The sequence below is a fragment of the Roseovarius confluentis genome, assembly GCF_002917925.1.
Taxonomy (GTDB): domain Bacteria; phylum Pseudomonadota; class Alphaproteobacteria; order Rhodobacterales; family Rhodobacteraceae; genus Roseovarius; species Roseovarius confluentis.
The window spans coordinates 141,252-159,183 of sequence record NZ_PPFE01000004.1 but is presented as its reverse complement, the minus strand read 5'-3'; the positions used below and the strand labels follow the sequence as shown (position 1 = coordinate 159,183).

Genomic DNA, 17,932 nt, shown 5'->3' with positions numbered 1-17,932 from the left:
AAGCCGCCGCTCCGGACCGGAACGGCGGCTTTCTGACTTTTTCAGGTCCCGGCTCAGTTGCCGGTGGACTCCAGGTACTTCACCAGGGCCGCGCGCTCTTCTTCCTTGCGCACGCCGCGATAGGCCATCTTGTTGCCCGGCGCATAGCCCTTGGGGTCTTCCAGCCACGCGTTCAGCTCGTCCGCCGTCCACTGACCGTCCAGACCGGCCAGCGCGTCGGAGTAATTGAAGCCTTCGACCGAGCCGATGTCACGGCCGACGACACCCACCAGGTGCGGGCCGACGCCGTTGGCTTCTTCCTCGGCCTTGTGGCAGGCGGCGCATTTGCGGAATGCCTGCTCGCCATCCGCGGCGTCAGCCGCGGCGACCATCGCGGCAAAGGCCGAACCTCCACCCTCACCGCCCGAGCTTTCCTCGGCGGCCTGCTCCTCAGAGCCGCCCTCGTCAGAGCTTTCTTCGGCAGACGATTCCTCGGTTGCTTCCTCTTCAGAGCCTTCCTCGGCGGACGCTTCCTCGGTGGCTTCTTCTTCAGAACCTTCCTCGGCGGACGCCTCTTCGGTGGCTTCCTCTTCGGAGCCTTCCTCGGCCGACGCCTCTTCAGTGGCTTGCTCTTCCGAACCCTCTTCGGCGGATGCCTCTTCGGTCGCCTCTTCTTCAGTGCCTTCCTCGGCAGATGCGCTCTCTTCCGCGCCTTCCTCGGCGGCAACTTCCGTCATGTCGCCATCGGTCTGGTCAAGAAAGGCGATCACGTTGGCGCGGTCCTCCGGCTTGGACAGGCCGTTATAGCTCATCGACGTCCCCGGCGCATAGCCCGACGGGTTCTCCAGGAACGCGTAAAGATTCTCGGGCGTCCAGACATCCGCCGCCTCGCTCAGCGCGCCGGAATAGCTGCCATAACCATCGGCACTGCCAACATCACGCCCGACCACACCGTAGAGGTGCGGGCCGACGCCGTTCGCGCCCTCTTCCGCCTGGTGGCAGGCCTTGCACTTGCCGAAGACGCGCTCGCCCGCGCCCACATCGGCGTCGGAATAAAGCGAGGCCAGCGTCACCGCTTCCTCTTCTTCCTCACCGCCACCTTCGCCTTCGTCCACCTCGATGACGTAGGCCGCCTGATGCTCCTCGCCGTGACCACCGCCACCGACGTGATAGATTTCCTCCGCAGCCCACTTGCCAAGAAGAAAGACCAGGAACGTACCGCAAAGGCCGCCCATGATCTTTGTGAAGGTCATTGTGTCAAACATAGCCCGCTTCCATCTGAATCTCTCGCGCGGTATCTATCCGCTTCCCCTCGGGCGGCGCAAGGTGTAGTTTCCGCGACCAAACGCCCGCCTTCGGCAAAATTAAGCGGGAAATGGTAAAAATCAGGCGAAGAACCAACGACATGACCAAACGCATCGCCTTTCAGGGAGAGCCCGGCGCCTATTCCCACCAGGCCTGCCGCGACACCTATCCCGACATGGATACCCTGCCCTGCCGCACCTTCGAGGACGCGATCGAGGCCGTCCGCTCGGGCGAGGCGGACCTTGCCATGCTGCCGGTCGAAAACTCCACTTTCGGGCGCGTGGCCGACATTCACCACCTGCTTCCCGACTCCGGCCTGCACATCATTGCCGAGGCTTTCGTGCGCGTGCATATCAACCTGCTGGCCCTGCCCGGCGTGTCGCTGGAACAGGTCAAGCGCGCCAAAAGCCATACGATGCTTTTGGGCCAGTGCCGCGCATTCCTGGCACAACACGACATCCAGCGCGTCACCGGCGCCGACACCGCGGGCTCGGCCCGCGAGGTGGCCCAGGCCGGCGACCCCGAGATGGCCGCGCTCGCCTCCGAACTCGCCGGAGAGATCTACGGCCTCGACGTCCTCGCCCGCGAGATCGAGGACGAGGGCAACAATTCCACCCGCTTTCTCGTCATGTCGCGCGAGCCCGACCGTTCCTATCGCGGCGAAGACGGCATGATGACCACCTTCGTCTTTCAGGTGCGCAACATCCCCGCCGCGCTTTACAAGGCCATGGGCGGGTTCGCCACCAACGGCGTCAACATGACCAAGCTGGAAAGCTACATGGTCGGCGGCTCCTTCACCGCGACGCAGTTCTACGCCGATATCGAGGGGCACCCCGACGACCCCGGCGTCAAGCTGGCGCTCGAGGAGCTGGATTACTTCACCTCCGACATCACGCTTCTGGGCGTCTACCCCGCCGATCCGCGCCGCCACTAGAACCTTTCGCCAAAACCCGGAATCCGCAGCTTGCGGCCAAGCACAGCGCAAGGCTTGACCGCTTCGCGCGGCGCGTCCTCAACCGATATTTCAGGTAAAAGCCGGGATGCATGAGACCACATTCCGGCATCGAAGGCCGTCCACGCCGCCTGCCACAAGGTCAATTATTACAAACGCACCGTTACATCCAAAACTGCACCCATTTGGTGCGCTTTTGCACAAAACCTATGTAACAATATTTATTAATTAAAAACAATACCATACGAGATCTCAAGCTCCTGACAACACAACGCTTGAGAGCAGGGTCACGCCAATCCTCACGGATCTGTGCATCCGCGTGTTCGGCCAGTAACGAGGCGCGGAGCCCCCCTGTGCCGGCACCCCGAATGCCGCCATCTTGTTCGGCAGACGACGCGGACAGCCCGCGCCGCCAACACCGAAACGAACACACACCGTCAACAGAATTGACGAACATCATATGAAAGGAACATATCATGCGTATCATCAGTACAGTCGCGGTTCTCGCCGCTCTCGCCACCCCCGCCGCCGCCCTTCAGGTCGTCAACGTCCTGGGCCAGCACAGCGCACCGCTCAACAACAGCGTCCTGTCCAACGGTGCCCCCTATTTCGACGAAGAAAAGGACAACCAACTGGGCTTTGGCTTCGGCGCACCTTTCCAGGATGAAGAGAAAGACAACCAGTTGGGCCTCGCCGCAAACTTCGGCGCGCCCTTCGTCAATCAGGAGAAAGATGACCAACGCGGCTACGGCGCTGACGCGTCATCCGCCGGTCAACTTGTAGCCAGCAACAAATACGGCGCGCCCTTCGTCAATCAGGACAAGGACGACCAACGCGGCTACGGCGACGATACGGCATCCGATGTCCAATTGATCGCCAGCAAGTACGGTGCACCGTTCGTGAACCAGGAAAAAGATGATCAGCGCGGCTACGGCGCAGACACCGCCACCTTCGAGGTCGCCAGCAACTACGGCGCGCCCTTCATGAACGATGAGAAGGACAATCAGCTCGGCTACGGCTTCGGCGCACCCTTCCAGGATGAAGAGAAAGACAACCAGCTGGGCTAAGTTCGGCTCTGCCAGACACCGGAAAACGGGTCGCCCTCACCGGCGGCCCGTTTTGCGATCAGCACGAGACGCTCAGGCGTCGCTTTTGTAGCGGTCTTCCAGTTCCTTGGCATAACCCGCCACGCGCAGGCTGAACCGCTTGTTCAGGTTGCTCTTCGCCAGCTTCATCGACTGCACCAAAAGTTTTGCCGCCAGCGTCTTGGGTGCCATGTCGATCACCACGCTGATCCGCGTGCGCGACCGCGACAGCGCCACAAGGTCCAGAACCATCTTGCCGCCCATGTTGGGAGAGCGCGACGCAATGACCAAGCCATTGGGCCGGTCCAGCTCGGTCAGCTCCAGTTGCATCTCGCGCCGCTTGCCCCGCAGGCTAAAGGCCGCGTCCCATTTCATTCCCGGCCGGGTCTCATTCAGGTCGTCGACGCGCTGCACCTCCGCACCCCGCCGCAACGCCGACCGCTCGATCGCCGCGAAATCGGTCACCTGCTCGAACACGAACTCGATCGGGGCTTCTACGTCTTCATGGGCCACGAATTTCATGTCTGCGCCTCTTCTTTTTGTCCCGTCCGGTCTTTCGCGCCGGGCAGGGTCTTGGAATGCCTATCGGTTACCGGCGTTATAGCGTATCCGCCAACCAGTTGCGCAGCAAAAATTGCGCAATTGCACCTTTTCGCGCCGGGCTGAGGACGGGATGCGTCCCGGAAAAGGCCTGCATCATCTCCTCGCGGCTGACCCACATCGCCTGCTCGATCTCGACCGGGTCGATGGTGATCTCGCGGCTCAGCGCCACGCCGCGGCAACCGAACATCAGCGACGCCGGAAAGGCCCAGGGCTGGCTGGCCAGGTAGTCGACCGCGCCCACCTTCACGCCGGCTTCTTCCCAGACCTCCCGGCGCACCGCCGCCTCGATCGTCTCGCCCGGCTCCACGAACCCCGCCAGAAGCGAGAACATGCCCTCCGGCCAATGTGGCGAGCGGCCCATCAGCACGCTGTTGCCATGGGTGATCAGCATGATCACGACCGGATCGGTCCTTGGGAAATGCTGTGCGCCGCAGGACGGGCAGGCGCGTTGCCATCCGGCCTGGGTCATCTCGCTCTGCGCCCCGCACCGCGCGCAGAAACGGTGGCTGACATGCCAGTGCAGCACCGCCTTCGCTGTGGCGGCCAGTTCGGCATCGCGTGGGCTCAGCCGGGTCATGACGCGGCGCAACTCCGCAAAGACCTGCGTGTCATCCAGCAGCGGATGCCGCTGCTCGGACGTATCGACAAAGCTGTTCATCTGGGCCGGGTCCACGTCCTCGGGCATCCAGCCCACCAGTTCCCGCGCCTCGATCAGGCGCCCATCGTCCTGCAGGCCCAGCAGCACGGCCTCGGGGGCCGTCTGCGCCAGCACCGGATGGTCGGCGGGCAACCGCGCCAGACGGTCCAGTCCCGGCGCCTCGACCAACGGCTTGCCCTGCCACAACAGCACCACCTCGCGCGGCGTCTGCGCGATCTCTTCCGGTCGCCGCCGCAGCTCGGCAGCACGGTCCAACCCCGAACCGCCGAATGTCACAGTCTCGGCATGGCGCATCTGCATCTCCTTTTGCCGCAGACCTGCCACAGCCCCCCGCCAACGGCAAGCCGCGCCCCGAAGCCGCAATCCCACGCACGCCCACGCCCCAATCTAAGCGCGATCCTAAATAAGTGACCTCAACCGAAAGGAGATTGCCGCCACCCACCCCCTGTGCCAGTCTTGGATCCGTCCGGGTAAACTCCTTGATTAGTGAAATTCGACTTTAAACATGAATAACACCGCGCCTGACCACACCTGGCCGCACGCGCCCGCATCCGCGGATCGTCCCATCCCGGACAATCATATCTGGCTGCGGGTGCTGGAAACCACTGATGTCCACGCCCATCTTGCGCCCTACGACTATCACCGCGATGCCGAAGTGCAGGGCCACGGGCTGGCCCGCACTGCCACGCTGATCGCCCGCGCCCGCGCCGAGGCCGCCAACAGCCTGCTGTTCGACAATGGCGACTTCCTGCAAGGCTCCGCGCTCAGCGATATCGGCACCGGCCCGGACAGCGGCTGGTCCGGCCCGCACCCCGTAATCGCCGCGATGAACACTCTGGGCTACGACGCTGTCGGACTTGGCAATCACGAGTTCAATTTCGGCCTCGACTGGCTGGACCGCGCCCTGTCCGAGGCCACCTTCCCCGTGCTCTGCGCCAACGTCCTGCACGCCGGACCCGCTGCAACGCCCTTGCATCCGCCCTCCGTCATCCTGCCGACGGTCCTGCGCGACAACCGCGGCAAGGAGCACACGCTGCACATCGGCGTGCTTGGCCTGCTGCCGCCGCAGATCACCACATGGGACCATCAGCACCTTGCGGGCCGCGTCACCACACGCGGCATCGTCGAGACCGCGGTGACCGAAGTACCCCACCTGCGCGAGGCCGGCGCCGACATCGTCATCGTTCTGGCCCATACAGGGATCGGCCCCGCCGCGTCCGCGTCCGACAGCGCCGACCCGGCCCTTGAGCACGCGGCCCTCGCATTGGCCACGGTGCCGGGGATCGACGCGCTTCTGACCGGGCACAGTCATCAGGTCTTTCCCGAAACCACGGCGCCCGGTCCTCCCGCGCCGGGCGTCGATCACCACGCCGGCACCCTCGCCGGGGTTCCGGCCGTCATGGCTGGCTTTCGCGGTTCACACCTGGGCGTGCTGGATCTCTGCCTTGCGCAGGATGCGGCGACCGCGGCATGGTCCGTGCAGGATTTCCACTGTCGCGCACAACCCGTGGCTCCAGCAGACGGCACCGCCCCTGCCGCCGCCGACCCGGATCTTTCCGCCGTCACGCGCCCGGCCCACCTGGCGACACTGCAGGTCACCTCCCAAACCGTCGGCCACACGGCGCATCCCATCCACAGCTATTTCGCACGGGTCCGACCCTGCAACGCGCTCCACCCGGTACTCGACGCCAAGACAGCCGCGCTTTCCGCCGCGCTCGGCGACACCGAGGACACGGACCTGCCGGTCCTGGCCGCGACACCCTGTTACAAATCCGGCGGCCATGGCGGGCCCGGCGATTTCATCGACATCCCCGCCGGTCCGCTGACCCTGGGGCACATGGCCGAGCTCTACCCGTTTCCCAACACCCTGATCGGGCTGCGGCTGACCGGGGCGCAGATCGCCGACTGGCTGGAGCGCGCCGCGTCCTGCTTTCATCAGATCCTGCCAGGCCATGGCACCACGCCGCAACCACTCTGGAACCCCGCCTTCGCAAGTCATGCGTTCGACACGATCTCGGGCCTTAGCTATCGCATCGACCTGTCCCAACCGCCACGCTATGACCCGCAAGGGCAACTGATCGACTCCGGCGCACGGCGCATCCGCGACCTTTCGCGCAACGGCACGCCCCTGTCGCACGATGCTCTCTTTTGCGTGGCCACCAATAATTTCCGCGCCCATGGTGGGGGCCCCTATCCACGTGCCACAGCCCAGGCCGTGGTGCATCAAAGTGCACGCACCGTCCGTGACCACCTCACCGCGTTCCTGCGCGACACCGGCACCGACAGCACCTTGCCCGTCGCCGGCGGCTGGCATCTCGACGGCCCGCGAGATGCGACCGTTCTGCTGGAAACCGGCCCCGGCGCGCGCAATCACCCAGAAGACCTCGCGACCCTGGGCGCGCGCGATCTTGGTGTGGACGCGACAGGCTTCCTGCGCCTCGCCATTCCCCTTGTCAGACTGGCAGACCTTGCGAATCCCCCCCAGAAAGCTTAGGTATCCGGTCGAGAGGTTGGCGCGGGCAGGCGCCTCGCCAACCCGGTCAGGTCCGGAAGGAAGCAGCCGTAACGAGCCCCGCTTGGGTCGTTGTCCAGCCTCTCACCCATTCTCACACTAGTCCGTTGAAATTAAACAAAGCCCTTGCAAATAGGGGGCATTGGCCGTTTGAAGGTTACAGTTTTGGTTACAAAGGCTGATCATGATGGCGGGAAAACCTAGGAACTTCGTGAATCGCAACGGACGCTATCACGCTCGACTGGTCGTTCCCAAAGATCTGCGTGGGATCATCGGCAAAACTGAATTGCGCACCCCTCTCGGCGGTGACTACCGACAAGCAATCAAGTTGCTTCCAGGTGCTGTCGCTCAGCTTCAACATCAAATCGCCCTCGCTGAAAGGAAGATCAGCGCAGGAACATTGCAGACCGGCCGGGCACGCTATCCACTCGCTCCTGACCAGATCGCCATGAGCCATTACATGCAAAGATTGGCTTTCGACGATGAGCTAGGCAATGATGCGCGCTGGCCGTCTATCGGCATTGACGACCTACTGGTGCAGAGACTGCGCGCGGCGATAGCTGGTCACGCCGATGATGGAGAACTTGCGGATCTCGTAGGGCCGCAGATTGAGCGTTTCCGCGCCTCCGGAAATCTCGATGCGGCAATGGGGAGCGACGAATGGCGAGTGATTGCCCGTGCCCTTTGCAGTGCCGAGTTAGAGGCACTGGAGCGGGTGGCCGAGCGTGACGAGGGAGATTTCACTGGAACCCCTACTGCGCCGATAATCAAGAACGCGCAGCCTCCGCAGAGCGCTTCTGCGCCGGTGAGCATCAAGAAGCTGTGGGCAGACTACGTGCAGGTTCGCCAGCGACTGGGATATATGAAGGACGGGGGGCGCAGACAGGAACTGGCAATCAAAAGTCTGATCAAGTTCCTACGCCACGACGATGCAACCAAGATTACCAAGAAAAACATGTTGGATTGGGTGGAAAATACTTTGCAGGAGAAACAACCATCGACAGTCAGCAAAGTCTATTTGCCGACGATCCGCAGCCTGTTCAGATGGGCCACCGAACAAGACAGAATAAACGACGATCCCGCTGTCGGTGTGCGGTTGGCTGCACGGAAACCCATCCACAATCGAGAGCGCGGCTTCACGACCGAAGAAGCAATAAAGCTGCTCGCCGCGGTCTTTAACTATCAGCCTAAGACCTCATTCAATGGAACGATTATGGAAGGAGAAAAGATCACTGCTGCCAAAAGGTGGGTGCCTTGGCTGTGTGCATTCACAGGGGCGCGCGTTGCCGAGATTACCCAACTGCGCCGTGAAGATTTCCGTGAAGTTGGTGGCAACATGACGATCAGGATAACGCCAGAAGCCGGGGGCACAAAGACCGGTCAATGGCGCGACGTGCCAGTGCACCCCCAGATCATCAAGCTCGGTTTTCTCGATTATCTGCACACGATCAATAGTGGACCCATCTTTCACAACGGCAAAGAGCACAAGAACTATCAGACTTACGCGAAGAAAATGGCCAATCGCGTCGGTGATTGGCTCAAAGAGCAAAACCTTGTGCCGGAAGGTGTTCAGCCCTCGCATGGCTGGCGGCACAGGTTCAAGACAGTCGGGCGCGAGATCGGGATCCAGGATCGGGTTCTTGATGCAATACAGGGCCACGCCGCCAGAACAGCTGGTGACGATTATGGTGACGTGACGCTTTCGACAAAGATCAACGCAATCAACCGGCTGCCTGAATATGAGATTTCTTGAGTTGATGTTACGACATCTACTTGATCGAAACATGGGTTCTAGGCGGTTAGTGCGACATAATCATCATGAAGCTGTCCGACAGCTTGGAACGAGATATACATCATGGGTGCCCTGGTCCGGCCAGTCCGATTGGTCCGACCACCTTTAACGACTTCAGACCAAGTTTTTGATCGAAAGTGAGCCCTGGAACATCACGGGTTCCCTCATCCTGCGACGCTCCCCAGGCGTCTACTTTCTATAATGAAAGTAAGCAGCGCGTGCTGTGACACGAATGAGAGAACAAGAGATGACAAAGAAACCGCATCAGGACACTGAACTGGCGAAATATGTTGAACGCCGGGTTTTGGAGCTGAAATCGAAAAAATCCCAAGCTGAAATCGCCTCTGAGGCCGGGTTCCAGAACGCCAACATGGTCAGCATGCTCAAGAGTGGTTCGAGCAAGCTTGCACTTGACCGCGTGCCGTCAATGGCGCGCGCCCTTGAAGCCGATCCGGCTTATCTGATGCGTATCGCCTTGGAGCAGGCGGTCGGGCGGACGGCGGCTGCGGCCGTGATCGATATCTTCGGCGCGCCGGTCACCGCAAACGAGCGGGGCTGGATCGAGGCAATCCGGGAGGCCTCCGACAACAGCGACCCTCGGCTCACCAGCCGGTCGAAGGCGGCGGTCAACGCGATCTTTAGGAAATAGGCATCATGCGCGACCGAGAGGATGACCTGACACCCAACGAGCGCGCATGGCTGCGCTTCCTGCGCGACGTGAGCGACGATAGTGACCCAAGGCCCACCCTGCGTCGCGTGCAGCTTCTAAGGCGCCTCTGTGTCCCTAAGAGATCGTAGCGGGCGATCTTCTCGGTGAAGACGGCGAGGTGTTCGAGAGTTAGTTTCATCCTCGCCGCCATCGATCAATTTAGCTGACCACGAAACCTCGTCCCACGGGGTCGTTGTCGTCCAGAAGCCACTTGGCGTAGCCTGTCACCTTCGCAGTTCCCTTTACGGTGGGGATGACCGCCCGAAGGTTTCCGAGCTTCGTCTCGCCGATCAACTCGCCCTCGAACCTGCCAATTCCGAGCAAACCTTCGGAGCGAATTTTCTCGTGAAGTCCCATCTTCCCGCGCGCCTCGAAGGCGGCCATCATCATCGATGTCCCTGTCCCACCTGGCGAGCGATCCAGCTTGCCGTCGCTGAAGACATGCACGTTGCGATATAGACTATCTGCGTGGTCCGGCTCTTGCCAGAATGTCGTGAAGTTCAGGCCGCGGATATGCGGAGCCGTCGGATGAGCGATGTCCATTTTGGCGTTGATCTGGTCCTTCACCATGACACCCATTTCCGAAAGCATCCGGCCATTCTCCGGTCCGATGGGCTGGTTCGGATAAGGCCATTTGACGACCGCAAAGAAGTTCCCACCGAAGGTGATATCAGCCATGACTTCACCGACCTCGGGGAGGGTGACCGGCACGTCCTGTGCCAAAACGAACGCCGGGACGTTTTGGAAACGGGTCCAGGCGACTTGGCCATTCTCGCGCCCGACTTCCGACGTGACCGGCCCTGCCGGCGTCTCGAAACGGATCTTCACGACATCACCGCCGTCATCGTGCACCATGCCATGTGCGACCATTGCCATGGACAGCGCGATGGTGCCGTGGCCACACATTTCCATAAAGTCATCTCCGTCACACCAGAGCATCCCGGCATCAAATTCGGGGCTGGACGGTGGGGTCACGAATACGCCAACCATGTCGTGGTGACCCCGCGGTTCGCGCAAAAGGCCCGTGCGGACGGTATCATAGTGGCGCCGGATGAAGTCTCGCTTGGCAACGATGTCGAGACCGTGGGGATAGGGGATCCCGCCGGGGATGATGCAGGTCGGCTCGCCGTCCGTATGCGTGTAGATCACGTCCAGGAAACGGTTGGGTGTCATCATGATGTCGAAACCTTCTTTCTTTCAGGGATTAGAGACCGAGGGCGCGCGGGATCCACAGAACCATCGCCTCGGGGAAGAGAATTACGGCGCCAAGCACGAGCAGCATGACCGCGATAAATGGCAGATTGGCGCGTGTGAGCGAAAACATGTCCACCTTCGCGATCACGCTGGTGATGAAGAGCGCTGCACCCACGGGTGGCGTCTGCTGGCCAATCCCCCAGCACAGCACGACAACCATTCCAAAATGCACCGGATCGATGCCAAGGAACTGGATGGCCGGAAAGAACAACGGCACGATGATGAAGATCATCGCGATCCCGTCGAGGAAAGTGCCGGCCACAATCATCACGACGCTGAGCAAGACAAGGAACATCACCGGGGAAAGCTCCATCTCTGCAAGTGGGCGAAGGATGTCGTCGGCAAGCTGTTCGTAGGTGAACGCGAAGCCCATCACATGTGCAGCAGCCGTCACGAGCATCACCGCGCCGCTTAGGACTGCAGCCTCGCAAAGCGTCTGGTAGAGGACCTTCAGCTTGAGGGTTCGGTAGTAGAACATTCCTACGGCGGTGCCGTAAACCACCGCAACTGCGGAGGCTTCGGTGGCTGTGAAAACACCCCCCAGGATGCCCCCGAGTATGATCGCTGGCATCAATAGAGCCGGCAGCGCCCTGGTAAAGGCTTTCATCGCGCGGTTCGCCGAGAACGGCGCTTCGACAGGATATCCCGCGCGGATCGAAATTAGCCAGGCAGTGACGATTAACGCGACACCAAGCACGACCCCCGAGATCAGACCAGCGGCGAACAGGGCGCCAGTGGAGATCCCCAGATAAGCTCCGAGAATGACCATGGGAACGCTTGGCGGAATGATAATGCCAATGGTCGACGATGCGGCCGTCACGGCCCCCGTGAAGGGGCGGCTATAGCCGCGCTTGACCATCGGGTCGATCAGCATGCCGCCGACGGCGGCGGTATCTGACATAGAGGTTCCGCTCATTCCGGCAAAGAACATCGACGTGACGATGTTCACCGCCGCCAACCCACCGCGCATCTGGCCAACGAGGGTCTTGGCGAATTCCACGAGGTGGCCCGAGATGCCGCTTCGGGTCATGATCTGACCGGCAAGGATGAAAAGCGGAACGGCTAGGAGCGGGAAGCTCTGGACGCCCCTGTAAAGGCGCTGCGCCACGATGAGCTGGTCGACATCGGCAAGCCAGAATATTCCCACGGCGATCGAGATCAGCGCAAAGGCGATGGGGACGCCAAAGCCGATCAGGCCAAGAAGGACGCAGAGAGCGAGCAAGAGGGTCATATCGGTGCCTTAGAGGTCGACGGAGGTGGTGGAAGTTTCATTGTCTGTCGTGACGGGTTCTTCACCCTGTGACATCCGGATTAGGCCCCGGATCGTAGTGATCACTGCGTCTAGGCAGATAAGGACTCCGGCTATGGGTATGGCCGCGTAATACCAGGATGTGGACACTTCGAGCACGTTGGTCAGCTGGTCCGAGAAACGCAGCATCTGCTTGGTGCCATGCCAGGCCATGATCCAGCCAATGAGGCCGATGAGAGCCTGGTTCAGCAGGAATGCCGCACCCCGCATTGGGAATGGCATTCTAGCCAAAAGAAGATCGACCTTCAGATGCGCGCCTTTGCGAAGCGCGAGATAACCGCCGATGAAGGTGATGTAGGTCAGCAGGGCAAGCGAGACTTCGAAGCTCCAGCTTAGAGCGGAATCGAGCGCGTAGCGATAGATGACTGCGAGAAAGGCGACGCCGACAGCGGCAACCAGAAGCACCGCGATGACGCCTTCAAGAATACGGTTGATCATCGCGATGCCTCCTTTCTTTGGATCAGGGACGCGCAGCGACGATTGCGTCGATCAGGTCCTGCGCCGAGCCAGACTGCTCAGCGGCCCAGTCCGTCCAGATCACGGAGGACGCTTCGGTGAAGGCCGCGATATCGGCGTCGTTCACCTGCATGCCCTGCTCCTTCAGGAAGCTGACGATCTCTGCATCCGCCTTTGTGCCCAACTCAACCGAATAAGCTTCGGCCGCATCACCCGCCTCCATAACGGCCTGCTGCTGCTCTTCGGTAAGGCTCTGAAATTTGTCTTCGCTCATCAGCAGGTAGGTGACCGTGTAGAGGTGATTGGTCAGCGACAAGTAGTCCTGAACCTCGTAGAACCGCTGAGACTGGACCCAGATGACCGGGTTTTCCTGGCCGTCAAACACGCCAGTCTGCAGCGCCGAATAGAGCTCGCTGAACGGAAGAGGCGATGCGTTGGCGCCGTAGTGGTTGAAGATCTTGATCCGCAGAGCGCTGCCCGGTGTCCGCATCTTGATACCATCCAGATCGGCGGGCACGTTGATTGGGCGGACATCGTTCGTGATCTGGCGGAAACCACCTTCGAGGAAAGCAACAGGGCGCAGGCCCTTTGCAAGCAGCATTTCTTCAATCATCTCGCCGGCGTCGCCATCCAGCGCCGCCTTCACGTGGTCACGGCCGGAAAAGATGTAGGGCAGCGCGGTTGCGCCAAGTTCGGGCACCACACTGGTAATCGGCGTCTCCACCGTGGCCATGTCGAGCAGACCGGTCTGCATGGATTCCAGCGAACTTTCCTGATCGCCTAGGGCGCTGTTGGCGAAGAGATCGATATCGACCGCCCCACCAGTCAGCTCGCCGAGCACCTCGTCGAACCGTTCGACCGACAGGTAGGCAATCGATTGTTCGTTGCCGGGCATGTTCGCTTTGAACGTATTGTCTTGAGCGGCTGCCGGAAGCGAAAGAGCCAGACAACTTGCGATCGCCGTGACAGATAGTATGCGGTTCATCATTTTCAGTTTCTCCTGTCGGGTCGTTTTTGTATTTGGAAAGGCTAGAAGCAAAAACGACATCAAAATAGAATACCTCGGACATAATGAAGAATGCCGCAGTCATCTTTCCGGATTGGAGCACGGAATGTCGAATATCAAGGTTCGGTCAAACCGGCCCGGAGGCGGGCGACAGAAGTTCCGCGTGGCGATTCTTCCGTTGGACAATTTCACTCTCAATGCATTCTCCGGGTTTGTCGACGCGCTACGACTGGCAGCCGATGAGGGTGGGCGCAGTCGTCAGATCGAATGCGGTTGGGAGATTGCGGGACACAGGACCGTCCAAGCGAGCTGCGGTCTTACCGTTACACCACAAGGGCCGCCACCCGATCCCGCGGCGGTCGACTACATCGCTGTAAGCGCCGGGAACGACTATAGAGACAGACAACAGCCCGCTTGGTTGGATGCCTATCTCAAAGATGCCGCCGACAAGGGCGTGACGCTGATTGGTCTCTGCACTGGCACGTTCAATATCGCGCGCGCAGGTCTTATGAAGGGTCGCCCAGCATGCGTCCACTGGAATGTCCGGGAAGAGTTCCGCGAACAGTTCCCAGGAATCGAGACTGTGTCAGATCGCATATTCCTCGATGCCAGGGACCGCATCACCTGTGCTGGCTCGACCGGGGCATCGGACCTAGCTCTATACTTGGTGTCCCGTCACTGCGGTGCTGAAAGGGCACAACAGAGTCTGCGTCACATGATCCTGAACCGGCAGCGCGAATCCTCTTCGCCACAACCGCAATTCGTAACCGACATGAGTGGGGTGAAGGATTCGGATGTCAGACATGCGATAGGCTTGATGGAGCAGACCCTGAACGCCCCGATCTCCGTCGACGAGCTAGCGGAAAAAGTTGGCCTCAGTCCGCGCCAACTGAGCCGTCGCTTCGTGGAGGCGGTCGGACATCCTCCCTCAAGGTTCTACCGCGTCATGCGTCTTCGGTATGGAGCGTGGCGTTTGCTCCATACCACCGACAGGATAGGACAAGTGGCCGCAGACCTCGGCTTCGCAGATTCCTCTCACTTTTCGCGAGAGTTTGCGTCGCTCTTCGAAATGACGCCGAAGTGCTATCGTGCAGCTTCCAGCCAATTGACCCACAAATCGACAGAGGCTGATAGCGGAAGTTCGTTGGATAGGACTCAAGATTGATGAGTAGTCAAATCCGGTAGAGATAGTAAAACGAAGCAGACGCCCTAGTCCGCAGATCTTTAAAGAATGGCTGGAGCTCCGCATTTCGCCGGATCCCTACGCGACGTTTACCTAAGGTTGACACAGGTTTACATGAGCAAAACAGTCGGAAACCTCTAAGGGTCGAAATTGGCCGAAATGGCGCACATTTTATGCGCAAAGGTTTACGCTAAGTTTACGTTAAGTTGACATATTCGACCCCAAAAACGAATTATCGGGTTGGAAATGTAAACCTTCCTTTAGGACGATCCCATAAATTTAAGGGCTTGTCAGGTCAGAGTAGTATTATCAGGTTGGCTGAAGCATGCGCACGTAGTCAGGGTGAGCCGGAAAAGGCGTGATACCGCTGTTTTAGCAAAGCTTTAGATCGAACAAGGCTTGCGCCGTGCGCAGACAAACGTCCGCGTGTGGGCAATAACCGGTAGACGAGGTAGCGCGCCAGATCGTCCAGCGGAGTCTGCAGGCGAGGCTCCGAGCAATCATGCTGCCCACCTAAGGGGCTTCAAGCTCCCGTTTCGATTGCAATTCACACCATGGCCGCCGCGCCTACGTATCCCGTTGGAAATTACACAAACGCAGCGCCATGTGCCTTCCTTTGCGGGATCGAATATCGGGATTTTCTCATGATGGAGCGTTGCAGTGACAATGATCAAAATTGTCTTGAACGAGGGAGTCTACATTGATGTCATCGCCATCTACGAGATCAAGATACAGGTGCTGACCGAGCGAAAATGTTGAAAATACGTGGAAATGCTCATTCACGCGTAGCATGGTGTCTTCGAGTTGGGGAAGGCGTGACAGCGTTGAGACCCGGTCGGTTCAGAGAGAAGAGACATGCGAATTCTTATTCTTGTTCTAGCGCTTGTTGGAGTTCCCGCTTTTGCCTGCGAAAACAGCGATGCATTTTTCACTAGTGCCTCTGATGAAGAGCTGCTCGTGTGCATTCGGGAAAACAAGGGTGATTTCATTATTTCGCGTGACGCGGATCAGTCAGGTGTTCTGCACAAGATCGTCAAGTTTCGACGCTCTTCTAAACTGATCGGTGAACTCTATGCCAAGGCCAGCACCGGCGAACATTGGGCAAAAATCAAAACCTTTATCGACGACGACGAGAGGACCCCACTTCATTATGCTGCGAAATATGCGGTGGACCCATCGGTCGTCTCGCGCCTGATCCTATATGGTTTCGATCCCAACGCACTAAAGGACAAGGTCTCTTACACACTTGAGGCAAATAGAGGCGTAACTCCGCTCTATTATGCGACACAGCGGCCAGACGGAGCCAGCATCGTGGCCGCTCTGATCGCCGGCGGCGCAGATCAGGTATGGGCAGAACCAGAAGTAGCGGCCACTCCGTTGATGCAGGCTGCCACCGTGGCCGAGGATGGAAGTGTTCTCGCCGTGCTGCTGGCCGACAAGGAGGTTAGCCGCACACAAAGGATTGGTCGCGGAATCCTCGAACTGACCGACGCCCGGGGCTATACGGCGCTGAACTTTGCCGCCAACCAAGACCGCCCGTTTGAAGTCATTCGCATGTTGGTGGAAGCCGGGTCTGAAGTGGATGTCGCCAATGCGCAAGGTTTTACGCCTTTGCTAAGCGCCGTGGCGCATTCAACCGATCCCAAAGTCGTGAGGTATCTCTTCGAAAAAAGCGAAGCCCCCTGCGTAAAAACCAACGAACAAGAAGAAGAAGAAGAGATCGTCAACCGAGACGCTTTGAAACTGCTAATAGAAAATAATGCGCTTTCCGAAAATTTGACGCTGAAGACAATGTTCCACGAGAAATGCAATGAAGCGCAATGAGGGACGCGGCATGTCCGATCGACAGCCTACATGGCTTCTGATGCTACTCTCGCCTATCCGCCTGCTAACTCGTCTGTTCGGCAAGGCCGCGTTCCTTGTATTCTGTCTTTTTCTGACACTTGGTCTGAACCTAGCCTTACTGATCTCGGACGAATTCTACGATCTGACAAAACTCGCCCTGCGAAAGGTGGGATCGACTCTAGGTGGGTCAAGCGCCGAATATGTCCCCCGTAAGGTGCTGACCCAAAGGAATGCTGAGCTCGAAGCAGATTTGGAGGTGAGCGAGAAACGCATTGGCACTCTAGACGCGGAGAAAAAGAAACTGGCAGCTGAGAAAAGCGCTCTGACCGAAGAGAGGAATGCGTTGGCCAAGCAGACGAATGTTCAATCTGACGAGATCGGCGAATTGAGGGCCAGGGTCCGAGAACTTGAAACCCCTAGCCCTGCGCCGAAGCCTGTCCTATCCGAAGCTCGAATATCAAAGTCTCAACCGTCAGGGTTTTTGCCCAGCCCTAATGTCGAGGTGCCCGAACTCGACTCAAAAGCAGTGAAGCGCGCCAAGGAACTAAACAAAAGCATAGTGCGGCGCTCAATGCGCTCGTTTGCTTCCGACGCCTCCTCGGCAAGCGCGGAGGCAATCCCCTTTGTTGGATCGGCTGTCATCGCCGCTACTACGGCGTGGGGCTTTCGAGATGCTTGCCTGTTGATGCGGGACATGCGGGAGTTGGAAATGGTCTTGAATGCAACGTCGACTGACAATGTCCCCACGTGCGGCTATACGCTGGCAGAAATCAAGGACTCCGTATTGGAGGGTGATCAGGAACCGAGCTGTCGAGAAGTGAACAAAATGCTGTCCCCTGAACTTCGGGTGAATTGCCCGCCCGAAGCACGACCAAGAGCTGAGCCAGTCTTGAGCCCCGAAAAAGAAGGCGTAGTCGTGCCTACTTACGACTGAGTGCCCTGCATTGCCCCCGTCGAGTTTGTCCGCCATTGAGACGCTGCAAAATAAATGAGTGGACCAAGTCCGAAGTAACAGAGGCATCAAAGCGCGCGCGCGACTATCGAGGAGGAAGGAAAGGCACAGGAGACAGCCAAGCCAAATTTTGGGATCTTCTGAACGCCGGTGAGGAATGGCTCTGCATTCCGATAGGGACGCATCGATAGCCTAACCAATGATCGAAGTCCTAGAGGTAATTGCTGGACGTGGTGGGGATGCATTCTGGCGCATGAACTGCTCCGAGACCAATCCTCCCAAACTCGCGGACGATGAGGTCCATGTCGCCAGCGTGTCTGTGAGAGTCTAGG

General features: G+C 59.4%; 15 protein-coding genes and 1 other RNA gene. 9 read left to right on the top strand and 7 right to left on the bottom strand.

Features of this window, described 5'->3' with window-relative positions; translation table 11 throughout:
• Positions 1 to 53: 53 nt before the first annotated feature.
• On the bottom strand, positions 54 to 1,244 hold the full coding sequence (locus tag C2I35_RS11230) for a c-type cytochrome (RefSeq protein ID WP_103763140.1): 1,191 nt from the start codon (positions 1,242 to 1,244) through the stop codon (positions 54 to 56).
• A 140-nt stretch (positions 1,245 to 1,384) separates the two neighbouring features.
• On the opposite strand from C2I35_RS11230, the gene C2I35_RS11225 reads away from it, so the two are divergent.
• Positions 1,385 to 2,218 (top strand): prephenate dehydratase, encoded by an 834-nt coding sequence (locus C2I35_RS11225; protein WP_103763139.1) that lies wholly within the window; start codon positions 1,385 to 1,387, stop codon positions 2,216 to 2,218.
• Between the two features lie 494 nt (positions 2,219 to 2,712).
• Positions 2,713 to 3,303 (top strand): hypothetical protein, encoded by a 591-nt coding sequence (locus C2I35_RS11220; RefSeq protein ID WP_103763138.1) that lies wholly within the window; start codon positions 2,713 to 2,715, stop codon positions 3,301 to 3,303.
• A gap of 72 nt (positions 3,304 to 3,375) precedes the next feature.
• Here C2I35_RS11220 and C2I35_RS11215 read toward each other — a convergent pair whose 3' ends face one another.
• Both C2I35_RS11215 and nudC read right to left on the bottom strand, forming a co-directional pair.
• Complete coding sequence (locus C2I35_RS11215; RefSeq protein WP_103763137.1) at positions 3,376 to 3,843, bottom strand: SRPBCC family protein; 468 nt, start codon at positions 3,841 to 3,843, stop codon at positions 3,376 to 3,378.
• Positions 3,844 to 3,919: 76 nt separating this feature from the next.
• Positions 3,920 to 4,876 (bottom strand): NAD(+) diphosphatase, encoded by a 957-nt coding sequence (gene nudC, locus C2I35_RS11210; protein WP_103763435.1) that lies wholly within the window; start codon positions 4,874 to 4,876, stop codon positions 3,920 to 3,922.
• A gap of 211 nt (positions 4,877 to 5,087) precedes the next feature.
• Here nudC and C2I35_RS11205 point away from each other — a divergent pair, with 211 nt between their 5' ends.
• The 4 genes from C2I35_RS11205 (at position 5,088) to C2I35_RS11190 (ending at position 9,535) form a co-directional block, all read left to right on the top strand.
• Complete coding sequence (locus tag C2I35_RS11205; RefSeq protein WP_103763136.1) at positions 5,088 to 7,076, top strand: bifunctional 2',3'-cyclic-nucleotide 2'-phosphodiesterase/3'-nucleotidase; 1,989 nt, start codon at positions 5,088 to 5,090, stop codon at positions 7,074 to 7,076.
• 10 nt (positions 7,077 to 7,086) lie between these two features.
• Positions 7,087 to 7,183, top strand: an RNA gene (gene ffs / locus C2I35_RS11200) — signal recognition particle sRNA small type.
• A gap of 95 nt (positions 7,184 to 7,278) precedes the next feature.
• Entirely contained in the window at positions 7,279 to 8,847 is a 1,569-nt protein-coding gene (locus C2I35_RS11195) for a DUF6538 domain-containing protein (protein ID WP_245890472.1), read from the top strand.
• A gap of 286 nt (positions 8,848 to 9,133) precedes the next feature.
• Positions 9,134 to 9,535, top strand: coding sequence for a transcriptional regulator (locus C2I35_RS11190; protein ID WP_103763433.1), 402 nt, complete (start codon positions 9,134 to 9,136; stop codon positions 9,533 to 9,535).
• 219 nt (positions 9,536 to 9,754) lie between these two features.
• Here the strand turns inward: C2I35_RS11190 and C2I35_RS11185 are convergent, their stop codons facing one another.
• From C2I35_RS11185 to C2I35_RS11170, 4 genes are read right to left on the bottom strand one after another with little or no spacing between them, the layout of a single operon-like run.
• Positions 9,755 to 10,771, bottom strand: coding sequence for a proline racemase family protein (locus C2I35_RS11185; protein WP_103763135.1), 1,017 nt, complete (start codon positions 10,769 to 10,771; stop codon positions 9,755 to 9,757).
• Positions 10,772 to 10,799: 28 nt separating this feature from the next.
• A complete protein-coding gene (locus C2I35_RS11180; RefSeq protein ID WP_103763134.1) occupies positions 10,800 to 12,080 on the bottom strand; it encodes a TRAP transporter large permease in 1,281 nt (426 codons plus the stop codon).
• A 9-nt stretch (positions 12,081 to 12,089) separates the two neighbouring features.
• Positions 12,090 to 12,596 carry a TRAP transporter small permease gene (locus C2I35_RS11175; protein ID WP_103763133.1) on the bottom strand — a complete coding sequence of 169 codons (507 nt, stop codon included), beginning with the start codon at positions 12,594 to 12,596 and terminating at the stop codon, positions 12,090 to 12,092.
• A gap of 22 nt (positions 12,597 to 12,618) precedes the next feature.
• Positions 12,619 to 13,602 carry a TRAP transporter substrate-binding protein gene (locus C2I35_RS11170; RefSeq protein ID WP_170067186.1) on the bottom strand — a complete coding sequence of 328 codons (984 nt, stop codon included), beginning with the start codon at positions 13,600 to 13,602 and terminating at the stop codon, positions 12,619 to 12,621.
• Here C2I35_RS11170 and C2I35_RS11165 point away from each other — a divergent pair.
• The 3 genes from C2I35_RS11165 (at position 13,589) to C2I35_RS11155 (ending at position 17,582) form a co-directional block, all read left to right on the top strand.
• Positions 13,589 to 14,785 carry a GlxA family transcriptional regulator gene (locus C2I35_RS11165; protein WP_211286135.1) on the top strand — a complete coding sequence of 399 codons (1,197 nt, stop codon included), beginning with the start codon at positions 13,589 to 13,591 and terminating at the stop codon, positions 14,783 to 14,785. The two genes, C2I35_RS11170 and C2I35_RS11165, sit on opposite strands and share 14 nt — an antisense overlap.
• Positions 14,786 to 15,658: 873 nt before the next feature.
• Positions 15,659 to 16,627 (top strand): ankyrin repeat domain-containing protein, encoded by a 969-nt coding sequence (locus tag C2I35_RS11160; RefSeq protein WP_103763130.1) that lies wholly within the window; start codon positions 15,659 to 15,661, stop codon positions 16,625 to 16,627.
• A 10-nt stretch (positions 16,628 to 16,637) separates the two neighbouring features.
• Positions 16,638 to 17,582, top strand: a complete 945-nt coding sequence (locus tag C2I35_RS11155) for a hypothetical protein (RefSeq protein WP_146050017.1) — start codon at positions 16,638 to 16,640, stop codon at positions 17,580 to 17,582.
• Positions 17,583 to 17,932: the final 350 nt, after the last annotated feature.

Coding starts and splice junctions, on each gene's coding strand:
- C2I35_RS11160 (WP_103763130.1), top strand. CDS start 15,659: ATGCGAATTCTTATTCTTGTTCTAGCGCTTGTTGGAGTTCCCGCTTTT.
- C2I35_RS11215 (WP_103763137.1), bottom strand. CDS start 3,843: ATGAAATTCGTGGCCCATGAAGACGTAGAAGCCCCGATCGAGTTCGTG.
- C2I35_RS11190 (WP_103763433.1), top strand. CDS start 9,134: ATGACAAAGAAACCGCATCAGGACACTGAACTGGCGAAATATGTTGAA.
- C2I35_RS11165 (WP_211286135.1), top strand. CDS start 13,589: ATGCGGTTCATCATTTTCAGTTTCTCCTGTCGGGTCGTTTTTGTATTT.
- C2I35_RS11170 (WP_170067186.1), bottom strand. CDS start 13,602: ATGATGAACCGCATACTATCTGTCACGGCGATCGCAAGTTGTCTGGCT.
- C2I35_RS11205 (WP_103763136.1), top strand. CDS start 5,088: ATGAATAACACCGCGCCTGACCACACCTGGCCGCACGCGCCCGCATCC.
- C2I35_RS11195 (WP_245890472.1), top strand. CDS start 7,279: ATGATGGCGGGAAAACCTAGGAACTTCGTGAATCGCAACGGACGCTAT.
- C2I35_RS11155 (WP_146050017.1), top strand. CDS start 16,638: ATGTCCGATCGACAGCCTACATGGCTTCTGATGCTACTCTCGCCTATC.
- C2I35_RS11180 (WP_103763134.1), bottom strand. CDS start 12,080: ATGACCCTCTTGCTCGCTCTCTGCGTCCTTCTTGGCCTGATCGGCTTT.
- C2I35_RS11225 (WP_103763139.1), top strand. CDS start 1,385: ATGACCAAACGCATCGCCTTTCAGGGAGAGCCCGGCGCCTATTCCCAC.
- C2I35_RS11230 (WP_103763140.1), bottom strand. CDS start 1,244: ATGTTTGACACAATGACCTTCACAAAGATCATGGGCGGCCTTTGCGGT.
- nudC (WP_103763435.1), bottom strand. CDS start 4,876: ATGCGCCATGCCGAGACTGTGACATTCGGCGGTTCGGGGTTGGACCGT.
- C2I35_RS11175 (WP_103763133.1), bottom strand. CDS start 12,596: ATGATCAACCGTATTCTTGAAGGCGTCATCGCGGTGCTTCTGGTTGCC.
- C2I35_RS11185 (WP_103763135.1), bottom strand. CDS start 10,771: ATGATGACACCCAACCGTTTCCTGGACGTGATCTACACGCATACGGAC.
- C2I35_RS11220 (WP_103763138.1), top strand. CDS start 2,713: ATGCGTATCATCAGTACAGTCGCGGTTCTCGCCGCTCTCGCCACCCCC.